This is a genomic window from Pseudomonas sp. NPDC087803 (genome assembly GCF_044742995.1).
Lineage (GTDB): Bacteria > Pseudomonadota > Gammaproteobacteria > Pseudomonadales > Pseudomonadaceae > Aquipseudomonas.
The window spans coordinates 412,357-429,330 of record NZ_JBIUVO010000001.1 but is presented as its reverse complement, the minus strand read 5'-3'; the positions used below and the strand labels follow the sequence as shown (position 1 = coordinate 429,330).

At 62.7% G+C, this 16,974-nt stretch carries 15 protein-coding genes; 12 read left to right on the top strand and 3 right to left on the bottom strand.

Annotation, left to right across the window (positions count from 1 at the left end; all coding sequences use genetic code 11):
* Window positions 1-28 precede the first annotated feature (28 nt).
* From ACIOUG_RS01795 to ACIOUG_RS01780, 4 genes are read left to right on the top strand one after another with little or no spacing between them, the layout of a single operon-like run.
* Window positions 29-811, top strand: a complete 783-nt coding sequence (locus tag ACIOUG_RS01795; protein WP_401062035.1) for an ABC transporter permease — start codon at window positions 29-31, stop codon at window positions 809-811.
* A complete protein-coding gene (locus ACIOUG_RS01790; RefSeq protein ID WP_401062033.1) occupies window positions 811-1,659 on the top strand; it encodes an ABC transporter ATP-binding protein in 849 nt (282 codons plus the stop codon). Before ACIOUG_RS01795 ends, ACIOUG_RS01790 begins: the two co-directional genes overlap by 1 nt.
* A complete protein-coding gene (locus ACIOUG_RS01785; protein ID WP_401062032.1) occupies window positions 1,656-2,618 on the top strand; it encodes a HEAT repeat domain-containing protein in 963 nt (320 codons plus the stop codon). Before ACIOUG_RS01790 ends, ACIOUG_RS01785 begins: the two co-directional genes overlap by 4 nt.
* Window positions 2,615-2,893, top strand: coding sequence for a DUF971 domain-containing protein (locus tag ACIOUG_RS01780; RefSeq protein WP_401062030.1), 279 nt, complete (start codon window positions 2,615-2,617; stop codon window positions 2,891-2,893). The genes ACIOUG_RS01785 and ACIOUG_RS01780 overlap by 4 nt, the downstream gene beginning before the upstream one ends.
* Window positions 2,894-3,024: 131 nt before the next feature.
* On the opposite strand, the gene ACIOUG_RS01775 is transcribed toward ACIOUG_RS01780, so the two are convergent.
* The 3 genes from ACIOUG_RS01775 to ACIOUG_RS01765 all read right to left on the bottom strand — a co-directional run bounded on the left by ACIOUG_RS01775 (window position 3,025) and on the right by ACIOUG_RS01765 (window position 7,574).
* Complete coding sequence (locus ACIOUG_RS01775) at window positions 3,025-4,683, bottom strand: phosphoethanolamine transferase (RefSeq protein ID WP_401062029.1); 1,659 nt, start codon at window positions 4,681-4,683, stop codon at window positions 3,025-3,027.
* A 225-nt stretch (window positions 4,684-4,908) separates the two neighbouring features.
* Complete coding sequence (locus ACIOUG_RS01770) at window positions 4,909-5,646, bottom strand: TorF family putative porin (RefSeq protein ID WP_401062028.1); 738 nt, start codon at window positions 5,644-5,646, stop codon at window positions 4,909-4,911.
* 185 nt (window positions 5,647-5,831) lie between these two features.
* Complete coding sequence (locus tag ACIOUG_RS01765; protein ID WP_401062026.1) at window positions 5,832-7,574, bottom strand: amidohydrolase; 1,743 nt, start codon at window positions 7,572-7,574, stop codon at window positions 5,832-5,834.
* A 103-nt stretch (window positions 7,575-7,677) separates the two neighbouring features.
* Between ACIOUG_RS01765 and ACIOUG_RS01760 the strand changes: the two genes are divergently transcribed.
* From ACIOUG_RS01760 to ACIOUG_RS01725, 8 genes are all read left to right on the top strand, one after another.
* The gene (locus ACIOUG_RS01760; protein ID WP_401062024.1) at window positions 7,678-8,595 is read left to right on the top strand and encodes a LysR substrate-binding domain-containing protein; all 918 of its coding nucleotides are present in this window, start codon (window positions 7,678-7,680) and stop codon (window positions 8,593-8,595) included.
* 450 nt (window positions 8,596-9,045) lie between these two features.
* Entirely contained in the window at window positions 9,046-9,663 is a 618-nt protein-coding gene (gene lexA / locus ACIOUG_RS01755) for a transcriptional repressor LexA (protein ID WP_108590421.1), read from the top strand.
* Window positions 9,663-10,280, top strand: a complete 618-nt coding sequence (gene imuA / locus ACIOUG_RS01750) for a translesion DNA synthesis-associated protein ImuA (RefSeq protein WP_401062022.1) — start codon at window positions 9,663-9,665, stop codon at window positions 10,278-10,280. Before lexA ends, imuA begins: the two co-directional genes overlap by 1 nt.
* A 7-nt stretch (window positions 10,281-10,287) precedes the next feature.
* On the top strand, window positions 10,288-11,703 hold the full coding sequence (locus ACIOUG_RS01745; protein ID WP_401062020.1) for a Y-family DNA polymerase: 1,416 nt from the start codon (window positions 10,288-10,290) through the stop codon (window positions 11,701-11,703).
* The gene (locus ACIOUG_RS01740) at window positions 11,679-14,777 is read left to right on the top strand and encodes an error-prone DNA polymerase (protein WP_401062018.1); all 3,099 of its coding nucleotides are present in this window, start codon (window positions 11,679-11,681) and stop codon (window positions 14,775-14,777) included. The genes ACIOUG_RS01745 and ACIOUG_RS01740 overlap by 25 nt, the downstream gene beginning before the upstream one ends.
* 253 nt (window positions 14,778-15,030) lie before the next feature.
* The gene (locus ACIOUG_RS01735; RefSeq protein WP_167797100.1) at window positions 15,031-15,717 is read left to right on the top strand and encodes a CsgG/HfaB family protein; all 687 of its coding nucleotides are present in this window, start codon (window positions 15,031-15,033) and stop codon (window positions 15,715-15,717) included.
* 29 nt (window positions 15,718-15,746) lie between these two features.
* The gene (locus ACIOUG_RS01730) at window positions 15,747-16,115 is read left to right on the top strand and encodes a DUF4810 domain-containing protein (RefSeq protein ID WP_003225593.1); all 369 of its coding nucleotides are present in this window, start codon (window positions 15,747-15,749) and stop codon (window positions 16,113-16,115) included.
* Window positions 16,112-16,771, top strand: coding sequence for a DUF799 domain-containing protein (locus ACIOUG_RS01725; RefSeq protein WP_401062016.1), 660 nt, complete (start codon window positions 16,112-16,114; stop codon window positions 16,769-16,771). The genes ACIOUG_RS01730 and ACIOUG_RS01725 overlap by 4 nt, the downstream gene beginning before the upstream one ends.
* The last annotated feature ends 203 nt before the right edge of the window (window positions 16,772-16,974 follow it).

The following is a 16,974-nucleotide window of genomic DNA, read 5'->3' as shown; positions in this document are numbered from 1 at the left end:
TACAGGGGACGTGGTGAAAGGAATATTTATGTTCAGATCCATTAAGCGCTGGGTTCCGAGGACAGCCTCCCTGCTGCTCTGCCTGCTGTTCTGGCAACTCGCCGCCAGCCACCACTGGAACCTTGGCCTGGTCACCTTCGCCAACGTGCCCACCCCGCTGGCCGTGATCGAAGCGGCGCTGGGTCTGGGCGACTCCGGCAAGTTGCTGCAGCACCTGACCGCCAGTCTCAGCCGCGTGTTCGCCGGCTATCTCGCGGCACTGATCATCGGCATTGCCTTGGGCCTGGCCATCGGCCGCTCGAAATGGGCTGAAGACCTGTTGCTGCCACCGCTGGAAGTGCTGCGGCCGATCCCTGCGGTGGCGTGGATTCCGCTGGCGATCCTGATGTTCCCGTCGTCGGAGCTGTCGATGGTGTTCATCACCTTCACCGGGGCGTTGTTCCCGATCCTGCTCAACACCGTGCACGGGGTGGAAGGGGTCGACCCACGGCTGATCGCCTCGGCAAAAAGCCTCGGGGCAGGGCGCCGGGCGATTCTGCTGGAAGTGATTTTGCCCGGTGCCGCACCGAGCATCATCACGGGTCTTGCCATCGGCATGGGCACCTCGTGGTTCTGTCTGGTGACGGCGGAAATGATCTCCGGCCAGTTCGGCATCGGTTACTACACCTGGGAGTCCTACACCATTCAGAACTACGCCGACATCGTCGTCGGCATGTTGCTGATCGGTGTGCTGGGCATGGGCAGCAGTCTGCTGATCAAGCGTCTGGGTGGGTTGTTCACGCCCTGGCACCGACCACGAGGAAAAGCCTGATGAGCGCAATGCAAACCCCGGAAGGGCGGATCGATATTCGCCAATTGTCGATCGTTCTCGGCGAAGGCCAACATGCTTTCGAAGCCGTGCAGGGGCTGGATTGTCAGATCGAGCCGGGACAGTTCGTGTGCATTCTCGGCCCGTCCGGTTGCGGCAAATCGACCTTGCTCGGTGCGCTGGCCGGGCACCTGCACGCCCACACCGGCAGCCTCAAAGTCGACGGCGGCGAGGTGTCCGGGCCGTCGCCGCAGCGCGGCATGGTCTTTCAGCATCACACGTTGTTTCCGTGGCGTACGGTGCGCGACAACGTCGCTTTCGGCCTGAAGATGCGCGGCATCGGCAAGGCTGAACGGCATCGCGCCGCTGACGACATTCTCAAACTGGTGGGCCTCGACGGCTTCGCCGAACGCTGGCCCGATCAGCTCTCCGGCGGCATGCAACAACGGGTGGAAATCGCGCGGGTGCTGGTCAACCGTCCACGGCTGTTGCTGATGGACGAACCGTTCGGCGCGCTGGATGCCTTGACCCGCTTGAACATGCAGGAACTGCTGCTGGACATCTGGACGCGGATTCGCACCACCGTGGTGTTCGTCACTCACGACATTGACGAGGCGCTGTTCCTCGCCGATCGCCTGTTGGTGATGAGCGCGCGGCCCGGGCGAATCATCGAAGACCTGCGTCTGGACTTCCCGCGTCCGCGCACCAGCGAACTGGTGACCAGTGCCGAATTCTCGCGCCTCAAGCGCCATTGCCTCGACCTGCTGCGCCATGACAACCCCCGACCGCTGCCGCGCCTCAACCCGCTCGGCCTGCCTCCTGAAAACCCTTTGCCGCGATTTGCCCTATGACCTCATTTTTTGCTGTGACCGATAACGACGACATCCTCGCCCTGCAACCGCGTCTGACCGCTGACGATGCCGGTGTGCGGCGCATTGCCCTGATCGAGCTGGCGGATCTGGAAGAGCCGGATGGCCTGCTGTGGCTGGTTGAAAAACTGAGCGAAGATCCCGCCGAAGAAGTTCGCGCCGAAGCCGCGCGGCTGCTGGAAGCGTGGGAAGACCAACCGGTGGTGGCTGCGCTGTGCCAGGCGCTGACCGATCCATCTGCGGCCGTGCAGGCAGCCGCGGCGCAGAGTCTGAGCCTGCTCAAAACTGAAGCGGCAGGGCGGGTGATTCTGCCGTGGACCGATCATGCTGAAGTCAGCGTACGCATCGCCGCGTTCCGTGCCTTGCGCGAGCTGCGTTTCGCCGACGCCGCGCCCGCTGCGGTCGCGGCACTCAACGACACCGACGCCAACGTACGCCGCGAAGCCGTGGGCGTTCTGGGCTGGCTCAAACAGCTCGACGCATTGCCGGCATTGGCGCGACTGGCCAGCGCCGACCCGGACACCGAAGTGCGCCGCGCCGCCACCGGCGCCCTCGGTCTGGCGTCCGGCGCCGAGGTGCTGCCGGCCCTGCGTCAGGCGCTGCAGGACGAGGCCTGGCAAGTACGTGAAGAAGCGGCGACGACTTTGGGCAAGGTCGGCCACAGCGACGCCGGTCCAGCGTTGATCGCCGCTCTCGGCGATGACTACTGGCAAGTCCGCCTGCGCGCGACCCGCAGCCTCGGTCGCTTGCGATTTGCATCAGCGCTGGACGCGTTGATCGAAACCCTCGGCCATCGCATCAGCAACCTGCGCAAGGAAGCCGCGCTGGCCCTCGGCGAGTTGCATGATCGCGGCGCCGTGGCGGCGTTGCAGGCGGCGCAGGATGACGGCGATCCGGAAGTGCGCAAAGCGGTGCGGATTGCCTTGAGTCAGTTGCAATGAATCCGCTGTCAGTGGGCAATTCGCAGAGCCAGCAGACCCTGCGCCTGAGCTGGCCGGACGGCCGCGAGTCGCTGTTGAACCACGCCGAACTGCGCCGCCAGTGCCCGTGCTCGCAGTGCCGCGCGTTTCGCCTGCGCGGCTCGGTGCCACTGGTGGATGAGCGCGTCCGCTTGATCGAAATCAACCCGCAGGGTTATGGCGTGCAACTGGTGTTCAGCGACGGCCATCAACGCGGGATCTACCCGTGGGACTATCTGGCACAGCTCAGTTCTTGAGAACACTGCTTTCCCTGTGGGAGCTGGCTTGCCAGCGATGAGGCCGGCACATCAGGCATCTATGTGAATGACAGACCGCCATCGCTGGCAAGCCAGCTCCCACAGGGATTTTAGGGGTTTCGGAATTTGGGTTATTGCCCGGCCGTCATGGCTGGCCGGCACCCGCGAAACACATCCAGCCCCGGCTGATACAGCGCGGTCTTCACCTCAAACAACCCCAGCACCGAATGAAACAGGTTGTCATGGCTCAGATCCGGCTGCCCGGTCTTGCCTTGCAGGCAATCGCGATCAATCCCCAATTGCGCCAGGGTGTTGTTGCCGAACCACATCACCATCGGCACATGAGTCTGCGCCTCGGGCGCCAATGCATACGGTGCCGCGTGCAGGTACAGGCCGTTTTCGCCCAGTGATTCGCCGTGGTCGGACACGTACAGCATCGAGGTATCCAGCGTGTCCTGGTTGCGCTTGAGCAATTCGATGACCTTGGCGAGGAAGTGGTCGGTGTAGAGAATCGTGTTGTCGTACACGTTCACCAGTTCATCACGGCTGCAACTGCCCAACTGGTTGGTGTGGCAGATCGGCTTGAAGCGTTCGAGCGTTTGCGGGTAGCGCTCGTAGTATTCCGGACCATGGCTGCCGTCGGCGTGCAGGACAATGATCGCGTGGCCCTTGAGGCTGTCGATGTAGTTCTGCAGATCGGCCAGCAGCGCCTCATCGAGGCAGTTGTTACCGTCGCAGAACGGCCCCGGCTGGTTCTTCGCGATGTCGCGGTGCGGCACGCGCAGGCAGGTGCCCTTGCAGTCGCTGTTGTTGTCCAGCCACAGCACCTGCACGCCGGCGCGCTGCAGGATGTCGAGCAGACCTTCGTAGGTTTTGCCTTTCTTGTCGCTGTAGTCCTCACGCGGGAACATCGAGAACATGCACGGTACCGACACCGCCGTGGACGTGCCGCAGGAGTGCACCTGGGTGAAGTTGAGGATGTCCAGTTTGCTCAGTTCGGGGTTGGTCTCGCGGGCATAGCCGTTCAGCGAAAAATGATCGGCTCGGGCGGTTTCGCCGACCACGAACACCATCAGCGACTTCTTCTCGCGGCCGGCGGCTTTCGCGCTCATCACCGCGTCTTCACCGATGGCCTGCACCACAAAGTGCTTTTTGATGCCCAGGCGTTGCTTGGTGTATTTGCTGATGGCGTAGATGTAGTTGGTCGGGTTGATGAAGTGGGTGAGCTTGTCTTCTTCACGGAAGATCGGCGCGTAGGTCGAGTAGAACGCGCCCACCGATGCAGCGATCACCAGCACGCAAGCGGCAATCACCAGCAGCTTGTTGAGCAGGCCGCGAAAGAACGGTCGATAACTCACCGGCCAGCGCCAGATCAGCACCGCCGGCAGCATACCGAGCAGCAACACATAGGCCAGCAGCTTGCTGTTGAACAGCGCGGCGGCTTCGCCGGGGTTGGTTTCGAACACGTTCTGGATCATCACCGTGTCGATGGTGATCCCGTATTCGTTCATGAAATACGCGGCGCAGGCTGAGAGCACGGCGACCACGCTCAGCGCCGGTTTCAGCGTCCAGCGAAACGACACCAGGGTCAGCAACAGGGTGATCGCCGCCCACAGAAACACGCCGAACGAGGCGAAAAACGCCAGTTTGTGCGCGCCTTGCAGGGTGATCAACGTGCCCAGCGCCTTCCAGGTCGCCAGGTTGTACAGCGCCACCAGAGCCAGGGAAAACAGCAGCACCAGTCGGGTTGACGTGATGGACGGTAAACGCAGTCCTTTGCCCAAAGCCATTACAGACATTCCTCCAGCCGAATAGAAAACGCACGCGGTTACGCGCGTAACTGTAGAAGAACATTAGTAAAAATTCCGTAAACATCCCGTAACAAACACTCAGATCAACTCAAAACCTTGTAGGAGTGAGCCTGCTCGCGATAGCGGTGGGTCAGCCGACGTCGTTGTTGAATGACACACCGCTATCGCGAGCAGGCTCACTCCTACAGTGGGTACTTTGGTGGGTCAGAAGGATTTGCTGAGGCTGGCGACCACTGTGGCGGTACACACATCCCTGAACCCCCAGTTACTCAGGCACTGGCTCTGCGACAGATCGGTGTCGATGTAGCTCAAACCCAGCACCACTCCGGCCAGGTTGTGAGTCAGTTTGACTTCCCACTCCCGATAGCTGTCCTCGCCATGCCCGGACGCCGAATAAAGGTGCGGATCCTTGAAGTCCATATTGCCGTAGCGCAGTTTCAACCCCGAATCGAACGGCAACCCGGTTTCATAGCCGACATAGGTGTAGAGCGAGCTTTGTTTGCTGTCGATCCCCGGTGCATCGCTGGAGTAATACGCCGCCAGCTTCACCCCGTAGACGCCGAGAATTCCGTAAACCTCGCTCTGGTTGAACTGGCTTTCCTTGGGATAGGCGTACTTGATGTAGCCCAGATCGAGGCCGACATCCTCGGTGGCCTGCCACAGCCAGCCGGCGTAGTAATCGACTTCCTGACGGGTTTTCAGACCACCGCCGAAATCGACGTTGGAGCTCCAGGCACCCGCGTATAAACCGCTGCTGTGCATCAGGGTCAGGCCGGCTTGCAGGGCCGGGTCGTTTTGCGTTTGCGAGATACCGCGGGTGCGGTAGTCGCTGGCTAAAGTGAGATCCACCAACAGCGCGAAGTCATCGTTCAAGGGGATCGCAAAGCTGCTCAAGGGCAGCACGCTCAACAAACTCAGGGCGAACAGGGGCAAGGCTTTCATGTGAAGTCCCGATGTTGTGATTGTTATGGGGGCTGGAAAATGCAGTGGAAATGCTTGGGTAGGGTGAAAGTCCCTGTGGGAGCGGGCTTGCTCGCGAAGACGGTGGGTCAGGTATCGACATGTTTGCTGACCGGACGCCTTCGGGAGCAAGCCCCCTCCCACAAAAGCGGGGGGGAACAGTGTTGTTATTGGGTGGCGGTGTAGACCTGACGGCCGCCGAACCAGGTCTGCAGGACCCGGGTGTCATGCAGGGCTTTTTCGTCGACGCTGAACACGTCGCGGTCGACCACGATGAAGTCGGCCTGTTTGCCCGGCGTCAGCGAGCCGATCTGCTGGTCCAGGCCGATGGTCCGCGCCGCGTTGACGGTGTAGGCGTAGAACATGGTTTCGCGGTCCAGACGCTCGTCAGCGTTCAGCACACCCAGCGGACCGACGCGGGTGATGGCCTGGGCCATGGCGTTGAACGGGTTGGGTGACGACACCGGCCAGTCGCTGGCACCGGCAATCGTCGCGCCCTGTTTCAGCAGCGAGTGCGCCGGGTATTGATAGCGGAAGGCGAGGGCGCTGACGTAAGGCTTGATCATGTCGGTGGTGTAATCATCGGCGCTGGCCCACAGCAGTTGCATCGAGGCGATCACGTTCAACGGTTTGAAGCGGGCGAATTCTTTCGGGTTGACCATCTGCAGGTGGGTGATCGAGTGGGTGATGCCGCTCTGCCGATCCTTGCGCGCCTGTTCGATGCCGTTCAGCGATTCACGCACCGCGCGGTCGCCGATGGCGTGGATGTGCACCAGCCAGCCGCGCTGGTCGATGGCGCTGACCAGTTCGCCGAAATGCTCTGGATCAATCAGCAGTTCGCCCTGTTTGTGCGAGTTGCGATACGGATCGATCATCGCCGCGCTCTGCGCCGGGTACTCGATCACACCGTCGGCGAAGATCTTGATCCCGGGCAGGCTCAGGTTGGGGATGCCCTGAAATTGCTGGCGCACCTTATCCAGCGTGTCGAGGTCGGCGGGCAGGCTTTTCGGATTGGCCACCAGCAGCGCGGCGACGTGCACGCTCATGTCACCGCTTTCCGCCAGCGCTTTGTAGGCCGGCAGCACGCCGACGGTGTTCTCGGTGGGCTTGAGTGCGAAGACCGGCTCGCCCGGTGCGGCGTTGGCGGCGGGGTCCATCCACGCGGTGATGCCGAGGCTGTTGTTGAAGCGCACGGCGGACTTGGCCGCGTTAAGCATGTCGGCCGGTCTCGGCACCGGCATTTTCGCGGCGACCCGGTCCCAGCCGGCATCGACCAGAAAACCGTTGGGCTCGCCGCTGGCCAGTTTGCCGATCGTGTCTTGTTCCGCAGCGGGCAGGGTCTTGAGCAACGCCGCGTCGATGCCGGCGCGCTTGAGCATCACGTTGTTGGCCCACGCGGTGTGGTGGTCGCTGCCGATGAATACCACCGGCACGGCAGCCCATTCACCCTGGTTGAAGGTATTGCCCAACGCTTCGGCCTGCGCCCAGTAGGCCGAACTCATACCGGCGATACTCAGCACGTCGCCATGCCGGGCCTTGCCGTCGGCACGCCAGGCGCGCAGGCGTTTTTCCAGTTCATCAAGGGCGACGACTTCGTCCTCCATGTTCGCCGAGAGCATTTCCAGGCCGCCGAAAATCGCGTGGGAATGACTGTCGATCAAGCCCGGCATCAGGGTCTTGCCGCCGAGGTCGATCACCTGCGTGCCGGGTTCGATCAGCGCCTTGATTTGCGCGTCAGTGCCGACGTTCAGCACCTTGCCGTTTTCCACGGCCAGCGCCTGCACCTTCGGTTGCGTGCGGTCGGCAGTGAAAATCTTGCCGTTGACCAGTACCAGATCGGTGGCGGCCATGGCTTCCATCGAGGCAAAACTTATAGCGCTCACCAACAGACTCGGGATGAATCTTTTCATTGAAGATTTCCTTGTTATTGCGTCTGATGGCCAGATTAGTGGCTGACACTGGCCGACAGAACGCCTCCCTCATGAAAAACATTTTTGCCTGAGTGGAAAAAGTATGGACAAGCTGGGTGCATTGAAAATGTTCGTGGTCACCGCGCAACTCGGCAGTTTCAGCCGCGCGGCCGAGCAATTGGGCAAGACCCCGTCGGCCCTGACCAAAGCGGTCAATCATCTGGAGTCGGAACTTGGCGCGCGGCTGTTCGAACGCAGTACGCGGCGGATTCTACTGACCGAAATCGGCCGCGTTTATCTGGAAACCGCGCGGCTGGTGTTGCAGCGGCTGGAGGAGGCCAGCGAGGAAATTGAGCAGTTGCAGCACGGCTTGCGCGGCAGCCTGAAAATCACCGCACCGCTGGCGTACGGGCGGGCGTTTCTCGATCAGGTGTGTGACGGCTTTTTGCAGCTATACCCGCAGATCAGCCTGCAAGTGGACCTGTGCGATGCGTTCGTCAATCTGCTGGAAAGCGGTTACGACCTGGCCTTGCGCGAGGGCCATGACGACTTGCCGGGGCTGATTGCGCGGGTGGTCGGCAGCAATCGTCTGGCCCTGTGCGGCAGCCCGGACTATCTGGCGCGCAAGGGTTTGCCGGTCACCCCGCAAACCCTCGAGCAGCATGAATGGCTGCTGTATCAGCACCCGTTGCTCAGCCGCGAGTTCTGGTGGGCCGAGCGCGACGGCCAGCGCCTGAGCCTGGCCCAACCGACGGCGCCGCGCTTGCGCAGCGACAATTACGACCTGCTGCTGGCCGGCGCCCTGGCCGGATGCGGTTTGCTGCACACGCCGCTGTGGAGCGCTGCGCCGTACATTGCCGACGGGCGTCTGGTGCGGGTCATGGCTGGCTATGAAATCGACCCCGACACCTTCGGCCCGCACATTCTCGCGGTGTACCCGAGCCATCGACGGGCCACGGCCAAAGTGGTGGCATTCATCGATTACATCGCCGCCTTCCTCGCCGAACGCGGCCTGAACTGACCCCCATTCCCCCTGTAGGAGCTGCCGCAGGCTGCGATCTTTTGATCTGGTCTTTAAAAAGCAAAGTCAAAAGATCGCAGCCTGCGGCAGCTCCTACACAGTTCCCGAGTCGTCTCCTTCTGTAGGAGCTGACGAGTGCAACGAGGCTGCGATCTTTTAATCTGGTCTTTAAAAACAAAGTCAAAAGATCGCAGCCTGCGGCAGCTCCTACACAGTTCCCAAGTCGCCTCTTTGTAGGAGCTGACGAGTGAAACGAGGCTGCGATCTTTTGATCTGGCCTTTAAAAACAAAGTCAAAAGATCGCAGCCTGCGGCAGCTCCTACACGATTCCCGAGTCGCCTTCTTTTTAGGAGCTGACGAGTGCAACGAGGCTGCGATCTTTTGATTTTTTTGGATGGTCGGCTTGGGCCGACTGGCGGTGCTTGTCAGTAAAATCCCACAGGAGTACAAATGTACTCCATGACGAACCTGACTCCCCGCCGTACCGCCATCCTGACCTTTATCCGCGAACGTATCGCCGAACACGGTCAGCCCCCAAGCCTCGCTGAAATCAGCGAGGCTTTTGGTTTTGCCTCGCGCAGCGTGGCGCGCAAGCATGTGCTGGCGCTCACCGAAGCCGGGTTTATCGAGGTCAATCCGCACCAGGCCCGGGGCATTCGCCTGCTCGGGCAGCCGGCGCGGCCGGAACTGCTCGATATCCCCGTGCTCGGCCGAGTGGCTGCCGGTGCGCCGATTGGCGCCGATGCCGACATCCATAATCGCCTGATGCTCGACCCGGCGCTGTTCTCCCGCACCCCCGATTACATGCTGCGCGTGCAGGGCGATTCGATGATCGAGGACGGCATTCTCGACGGCGATCTGGTCGGTGTGCGGCGCAATCCCGAAGCGCTCAACGGCCAGATCGTAGTGGCGCGCCTCGACGGTGAAGTGACGATCAAACGCTTCGAGCGCGTCGGCGATGAGGTTCGGCTGTTGCCGCGCAACCCGGCGTACCAGCCGATTGTCGTGCGCGATGATCAGGATCTGGCCATCGAAGGCGTGTTCTGTGGTCTGGTGAGGCAAGGCTGATGGGCGCCGTCGTTGCTCTCGATACGCTGTTCAATGGCGGCCAGGTCTGGAAGGGCCGGCCTGCGCCACCGGCGGCCAGCCCGCAACCCACCGGCCATGCCGCGCTGGATGCGGCACTGCCCAGCGGTGGCTGGCCGGAAGCGGCGCTGAGCGAAATCCTCCTGGCCGGCCCCGGGGTCGGCGAGCTGCAACTGGTGTGGCCGACCCTGGCGCGGCTGTCGACGGCGGGCGAGCGCATCGTGCTGGTGGCACCGCCGTTCGTGCCGTACCCGCAGGCGTGGGCGAACGCCGGGGTCGATCTGCGCCAGTTGTCGGTGATTCAGGCCAGCGAGCGTGATGCCTTGTGGGCGGCTGAACAATGCCTGCGTTCGGGCAGTTGCGGCGCGGTGCTGTGCTGGCCGCACAAGGCCGATGATCGGGCGTTGCGGCGCTTGCAGGTGGCGGCGGAAACCGGCCAGACCCTGGCGTTTGCCTGGCGCCCGCTGAGCGAGGCGATCAACCCGTCGCCGGCGGCGCTGCGCATTGCCATCGACGCCAGACCGGCCCAGTTGCGCGTGCTCAAATGCCGTGGCGGACTGGCGCGCACGGCGCCGATTGCGTTTGCCGTGGGGCACTGAGGTCGTCATGCGCTGGGTGTGTATTCTGTTCCCGCAATTGGCCCTCGACGCGGTGCTGCGTCAGCGTGCCGATCCTGCTGAGCCGTTGGTGCTGCTCAGTGGCCCGGCGCAGCGTCGGGTGCTGCAAGCGGTCAATCCGGCGGCGCGCAAACTTGGTCTGCGCGCCGGGCAGTCGATGACCGCGGCGCAGGCCTTGGCCAAAGGCTTTGCCACTGCCGATTACGACCTTGCTGAGGTCGAGCACTGGCAACAGTTTCTCGCCGCGTGGGCTTATCGGTTCAGCGCTCAGGTCAGCGTGCATTACCCGCGAACCCTGGTGTTCGAGATCGAGTCGAGCCTGGGCCTGTTCGGCTCCTGGTCGCAGTTCGAAGCGCGTCTGCGCAAGGAACTGACCGATCTGGGTTTCCGCCATCGCATCGTCGCTGCACCCAACCCGGTGGCGGCGCGGGTGCTGGCCAATGCCTACGACGGGCTGGTGGTGCCGGACGGTGAAGCCCTGCAACATCATCTCGGGCAGTTGCCCCTCGACCGCGTCGGGCTGGAGCCGCCGGTCGCCACGGCGCTGACGCGCATGGGCCTGCGCAATCTGAACCAGCTGCAAAGCCTGCCGCGTCAGGCCCTGGCCCGGCGCTTCGAAGCGTCGATGCTCAAGCATCTCGACACCTTGTACGGTGCACGGCCGCTGGCCTTGGCGTTCTATCTGCCGCCAGATCGTTTCGATGTACGCATCGAACTCAATTTCGACGTGCAATCCCATCAGGCGCTGCTATTCCCGTTACGGCGTCTGACCGCTGACCTGTCGGCGTTCCTTTGCGGACGTGACAGCGGCGTGCAGCGTTTCGAGCTGCATCTGGAGCACGCCGGGCTGCCGGACACGCTGATCAAGGTCGGCCTGCTCAGCGCCGAGCGCGATCCGGCAATGCTCTTCGAACTGGCCCGTGGGCGACTGGAGCAAGTCCAGGTCGAGGCCCCGGTGCGTGGTTTTCGCCTGCGCGCCGAAGACCTGCCAAGTTTCGTGCCGCAGTTTCAAGAACTGTTCGATGACCGTCCGCAACAGACCTTGCCTTGGGAGCAATTGCGCGAACGCCTGCGCGCGCGGCTCGGCGATGAGGCGGTGCAGGGCCTGCGCTTCCAGGCCGACCATCGCCCGGAGTGCGCCTGGCAGAACGGCGTCGACAAACAGCGTTGCAGCGGTTTGCCGAGCGTGCAGCGTCCGGGTTGGCTGCTCGGCGAGCCGCAAAGCGTGCCGGAAGGTTCGGCGCGGATCCTCATGGGCCCGGAGCGCATCGAGTCCGGCTGGTGGGACGGTGACGACGTGCGCCGCGATTACTACCTGATTCAGAACCGTGCCGGACAGCAGGGCTGGGCCTATCGAGCGGTGGGCGAGGGCGGTCCGTTGTGGCTGCAGGGCTGGTTTGCATGAACGACGGCTATGCCGAGTTGCACTGCCTGTCGAACTTCAGTTTCCAGCGCGGTGCCTCCAGTGCCCTTGAGCTGTTCCAGCGGGCGAAAAAACACGGCTATCAGGCGCTGGCGATCACCGATGAATGCACCTTGGCCGGAATCGTCCGCGCCTGGCAAGCCGCCAAATCGGTTGAGTTGCCGCTGATCATCGGCAGCGAAATCCGCATCGACAACGGCCCGAAACTGGTGCTGCTGGTAGAGAACCTTGCGGGCTATCAGGCCTTGTGCGGCTTGATCACTCAGGCCCGACGGCGTACGCAGAAGGGCCAGTACCAAGTGCTGCGCGAGGACTTCAACGAGCCGTTGCCGGGGTTGCTCACGCTGTGGGTGCCGGACAGCGTCGATGACGTGGAGGAGGGGCGCTGGCTGAAGCAGACCTTCGGCGCGCGCCTGCATCTGGCGGTGCAGCTGCATCGCGGGCAGGACGATCAGCGTCGGCTGGCGGCACTGCTGAGCCTGGCCGAGCAGTTGCAGATTGCCGCCGTGGCCAGCGGCGATGTGCACATGCACGCCCGTGGCCGGCGCGCCCTGCAGGACACCATGACCGCGATCCGCCATCACGTCCCGGTGGCCGAGGCCGGGTTGCGCCTGCACCCCAATGGCGAGCGGCATCTGCGCAGCCTCGACGTGTTGCGCGAACTGTATCCGCCGGCGTTGCTCGAAGCTTCGGTAAAACTGGCCCGGCGCTGCACTTTCGAACTGAGCGAGTTGCGCTATGAGTATCCGAAGGAACTGGTGCCGCAGGGCCATACCGGCAGTTCCTGGCTACGGCAGTTGACTAAAGAAGGCATCGCTTGGCGCTGGAAAAAAGGCGCGCCCTTCAAGGTGCTAAGGCAGATCAACAAGGAACTGAAGCTGATCGCCGAACTCGGCTACGAAAGCTACTTCCTCACCGTGCACGACGTGGTGAGTTTCGCCCGCCAGCAGAAAATCCTCTGTCAGGGCCGCGGTTCGGCGGCCAACTCGGCGGTGTGTTTTGCCTTGGGCATCACCGAGATCGACCCGGACCGCACCACGCTGCTGTTCGAGCGCTTCATGTCGAAAGAGCGTAACGAGCCGCCGGACATCGACGTCGACTTCGAACACGAACGCCGCGAAGAAGTCCTGCAATACGTGTTCCGCCGTTATGGTCGGCGGCGTGCGGCGCTGACGGCGGTGGTCAGCACCTACCACGCCGCCGGGGCGGTGCGTGATGTGGCCAAGGCCCTCGGTCTGCCGCCGGATCAGATCAATGCGCTGGCCGATTGCTGTGGCCACTGGAGCGATGAAACACCGCCGCTGCCGCGTTTGCTGGAAGGCGGTTTCGACCCCGACAGCCCGGTGCTGCGCCGGGTGCTGAGTCTGACTGGGCAATTGATCGGCTTCCCCCGACACCTGTCGCAACACCCTGGCGGCTTCGTGATTTCCGAACAACCGCTGGACAGTCTGGTGCCGGTGGAGAATGCCGCCATGGCCGAGCGCACGATCATTCAGTGGGACAAGGACGACCTCGACGCGGTCGGCCTGCTCAAGGTCGATATCCTCGCCCTCGGCATGCTCAGTGCCATCCGCCGTTGCTTCGATCTGCTGCGTCGTCATCGCCATCTCGATCTGAGCCTGGCGACGATTCCAGACAAAGACAAACCGACCTACGAGATGATCAGCCGCGCCGACACCATCGGCGTGTTTCAGATCGAGTCGCGGGCACAGATGTCGATGCTGCCGCGGCTGAAACCGGCGAAGTTCTACGATCTGGTGATTGAAGTGGCGATCGTCCGCCCCGGGCCGATTCAGGGCGGGATGGTCCATCCGTACCTGCGCCGGCGTAACAAGGAAGAACCGGAAACCTATCCCTCGCCGGAACTTGAAGTGGTGCTCAAACGCACCCTCGGCGTGCCGTTGTTTCAGGAGCAGGTGATGCAGATCGCCATCGTCGCCGCCGACTACAGCCCCGGCGAGGCCGATCAGTTGCGCCGCTCGATGGCCGCGTGGAAGCGCCACGGTGGGCTGGAGCCGCACAAGGCACGCCTGGCTGCCGGGATGAAGAACAACGGCTACACCGAGGAATTCGCCGCGCAGATCTTCGAGCAGATCAAGGGTTTCGGCAGTTACGGCTTTCCCGAATCCCACGCTGCCAGTTTCGCCTTGCTGACTTACGCCAGTTGCTGGCTCAAGTGCCACGAACCGGCGGCGTTCGCCTGTGCCTTGATCAACAGCTGGCCGATGGGTTTTTACAGCCCGGATCAGATCCTTCAGGACGCGCGCCGCCATCAGTTGCAGATTCGTCCGGTGGACGTGCGCGCCAGCGACTGGGATTGCAGCCTGGAACCGATCAGTGGCGCGCAGCCAGCGATTCGCATGGGCCTGCGGATGATCAAAGGCTTTCGCGAGGACGACGCCCGGCGCATCGAAGCGGCCCGGGCGCGCGGGGCGTTTGCCGATGTCGCCGATCTGGGCGAGCGGGCGGCGCTCGACAGTCGCGCCCACGCGCTGTTGGCCGATTCCGGGGCGTTGCGCGGGATGGCCGGGCATCGCCATCGCGCACGCTGGGAAGTGGCCGGAGTGCAGAAACAGTTGGGCCTGTTTGCCGGGTTGCCGAGTCAGGAAGAGCCGGATGTGCTGCTGCCCAAACCGAGTGTCGGTGAGGATTTGCAGGCCGATTACGCGACCATCGGCACCACGCTGGGGCCGCATCCGCTGGCGCTGTTGCGCGGTGAGCTGAAGGCACGGCGTTGCCGCAGTTCGCAGGAGTTGCTGGACGTCGAACACGGTCGACCGGTGAGCATCGCCGGGCTGGTCACCGGGCGGCAGCGACCGGGCACTGCCAGCGGCGTGACCTTCGTCACCCTCGAAGACGAGTTCGGCAACGTCAACGTTGTGGTCTGGCGCGACCTGGCCGAGCGCCAGCGTCAGGTGCTGGTTGGCTCGCAACTGCTCAAGGTCGACGGCCGCTGGGAGCGCGAGGGCGAAGTCCGGCATTTGATCGCCGGCCGGCTGAGCGACCTGAGTCCGCTGCTCGACGGCATTCGCGTGCAGAGCCGCGATTTCCACTAACACCGATCCCCCTGTAGGAGCTGCCGAAGGCTGCGATCTTTTGATCTTGTTTTTAAAACCCCAAGTCAAAAGATCGCAGCCTTCGGCAGCTCCTACAGAGGGGATTTGTGGTGTTCAGGGCAGCCAATTGATTGGCGTCAAAAAAAATCTGTCGTGACTGATGGCACTTTGTCATAATGCCGCCCCTTTTCCGCTCCCCACCGCGTTGCCGTGCCGGGACACACCGTTTTTTCAGAAGGAATACACAGTGAGAATGATCTCCCGGATGTTGGTCTCAGGCGTTGCGATTGCCGTGCTCGGCACCCTCGCCGGCTCCCTGGCCGGGTGCGCCACCGAAAGCTCCCGCGCACTGCCGGTGGCCAAGGTCGAGAGCGCCACGCAAGTCTGGACCGGCGCTCGCGTACCGATGGCGGTGGGCAAGTTCGATAACCGCTCCAGCTACATGCGCGGGATCTTCTCCGATGGCGTTGACCGTCTCGGCGGCCAGGCCAAGACCATCCTGATCACTCACTTGCAGCAGACCAACCGTTTCTCGGTACTGGATCGCGACAACATGGGCGAGATCCAGCAGGAAGCCGCGATCAAAGGCCAGGCCCAGCGCCTCAAGGGTGCCGATTATGTGGTCACCGGTGACGTCACCGAGTTCGGCCGCAAGGAAACCGGCGACCATCAGCTGTTCGGCATTCTCGGCCGTGGCAAGACTCAGGTCGCCTACGCCAAGGTCAACCTGAACATCGTCAACATCAGCACGTCCGAAGTGGTGTATTCGACTCAGGGCGCTGGCGAGTATGCCTTGTCCAACCGCGAAATCATCGGCTTCGGCGGCACTGCCGCGTACGACTCCACCCTCAACGGCAAAGTCCTCGATCTGGCCATGCGCGAGGCGATCAATCGTCTGGTCGATGGCATGAATGCCGGCGCCTGGAAACCGGGCAACTGATCGCTATTCATTGCAAGGAGCAACACCCCATGAATCTGACTTTGTCGCGGTCGCTGCTGGCCCTGACGCTGGCGGCCAGCGCCTTGCTGGCCGGTTGCAGCAGCCCGAAAACCCTGTACCAGTGGGAAGACTACCAACCGCAGGTCTACGAATACTTCAAAGGCGAAGAGCCGAAAGAAGCCCAGGCCGAAGTGCTGGAGCGCGACCTGCAGAAGATCCGCTCCACCGGCAAGGCTGTGCCGCCGGGCTACCATGCGCACCTGGGCTTGTTGTACCTGAGCATGGGCAAGGACGATCAGATGGTGCAGCAGTTCCGCACCGAGAAAGCGCTGTTCCCCGAGTCCGGCCCGTACATGGATTTTCTGCTTAAAAACGCCAAGACCGGAGACGCCAAATGATCTCGCGCACCCTGAAACTGCTGGCCGCCGGTTTGGCCCTGACCGTGCTCGGCGGCTGCGTTGCGCCGAAAACCGTGGATTATTCGGCGTACAAACAGGCGCGCCCGAAGACCATTCTGGTGCTGCCACCGCTGAACACCTCGCCAGACGTCAAGGCTTCCTACAGCCTGTTGTCGCAAGTGACGTTCCCATTGGCCGAGGCCGGTTACTACGTGCTGCCGATCGCCCTGGTGGACGAGACTTTCCGCCAGAACGGCCTGACCACCCCGGATGACATTCATCAGGCACCGGCCAACAAGCTGAAGGAAATCTTCGGCGCCGACGCTGCGCTGTACATCACCGTGACCGAGTACGGTACGCGTTACATGGTCATCAGCAGCGAAACCGCGGTGACCGCCACCGCCAGACTGGTGGATCTGAAATCCGGCACCACGCTGTGGACCGGTTCGGCGCGGGCGTCGAGCGAAGAGGGCGGCAACAACGGTGGTGGCGGCCTGGTCGGCATGCTGATCACCGCCGCGGTGAAACAGGTGATCAACAGTTCGACCGATGCCGGATACCCGATGGCCGGTGTGGCGAGCAATCGTCTGTTGTCGGCTGGTCAACGCGCAGGCCTGTTGTACGGCCCGCGTTCGCCGAAATACGGTACTGACTGAAGATCAAAAGATCGCAGCCTGCGGCAGCTCCTACAGGGAAACGCATCCCAATGCAGGAGCTGCCGCAGGCTGCGATCTTTTTGCATCATTATGGCCTCCCGCTCACTTGACCCCACCTGACCTGCGATTCATCCCCTGCATCTCGACGCCGAAGGCGATATCCTGCGCCACACTTATCTGCGCAAACGGCGCATAACGCTGGA

Coding starts and splice junctions, on each gene's coding strand:
- ACIOUG_RS01795 (WP_401062035.1), top strand. CDS start 29: ATGTTCAGATCCATTAAGCGCTGGGTTCCGAGGACAGCCTCCCTGCTG.
- ACIOUG_RS01790 (WP_401062033.1), top strand. CDS start 811: ATGAGCGCAATGCAAACCCCGGAAGGGCGGATCGATATTCGCCAATTG.
- ACIOUG_RS01785 (WP_401062032.1), top strand. CDS start 1,656: ATGACCTCATTTTTTGCTGTGACCGATAACGACGACATCCTCGCCCTG.
- ACIOUG_RS01780 (WP_401062030.1), top strand. CDS start 2,615: ATGAATCCGCTGTCAGTGGGCAATTCGCAGAGCCAGCAGACCCTGCGC.
- ACIOUG_RS01775 (WP_401062029.1), bottom strand. CDS start 4,683: ATGGCTTTGGGCAAAGGACTGCGTTTACCGTCCATCACGTCAACCCGA.
- ACIOUG_RS01770 (WP_401062028.1), bottom strand. CDS start 5,646: ATGAAAGCCTTGCCCCTGTTCGCCCTGAGTTTGTTGAGCGTGCTGCCC.
- ACIOUG_RS01765 (WP_401062026.1), bottom strand. CDS start 7,574: ATGAAAAGATTCATCCCGAGTCTGTTGGTGAGCGCTATAAGTTTTGCC.
- ACIOUG_RS01760 (WP_401062024.1), top strand. CDS start 7,678: ATGGACAAGCTGGGTGCATTGAAAATGTTCGTGGTCACCGCGCAACTC.
- lexA (WP_108590421.1), top strand. CDS start 9,046: ATGTACTCCATGACGAACCTGACTCCCCGCCGTACCGCCATCCTGACC.
- imuA (WP_401062022.1), top strand. CDS start 9,663: ATGGGCGCCGTCGTTGCTCTCGATACGCTGTTCAATGGCGGCCAGGTC.
- ACIOUG_RS01745 (WP_401062020.1), top strand. CDS start 10,288: ATGCGCTGGGTGTGTATTCTGTTCCCGCAATTGGCCCTCGACGCGGTG.
- ACIOUG_RS01735 (WP_167797100.1), top strand. CDS start 15,031: ATGATCTCCCGGATGTTGGTCTCAGGCGTTGCGATTGCCGTGCTCGGC.
- ACIOUG_RS01730 (WP_003225593.1), top strand. CDS start 15,747: ATGAATCTGACTTTGTCGCGGTCGCTGCTGGCCCTGACGCTGGCGGCC.
- ACIOUG_RS01725 (WP_401062016.1), top strand. CDS start 16,112: ATGATCTCGCGCACCCTGAAACTGCTGGCCGCCGGTTTGGCCCTGACC.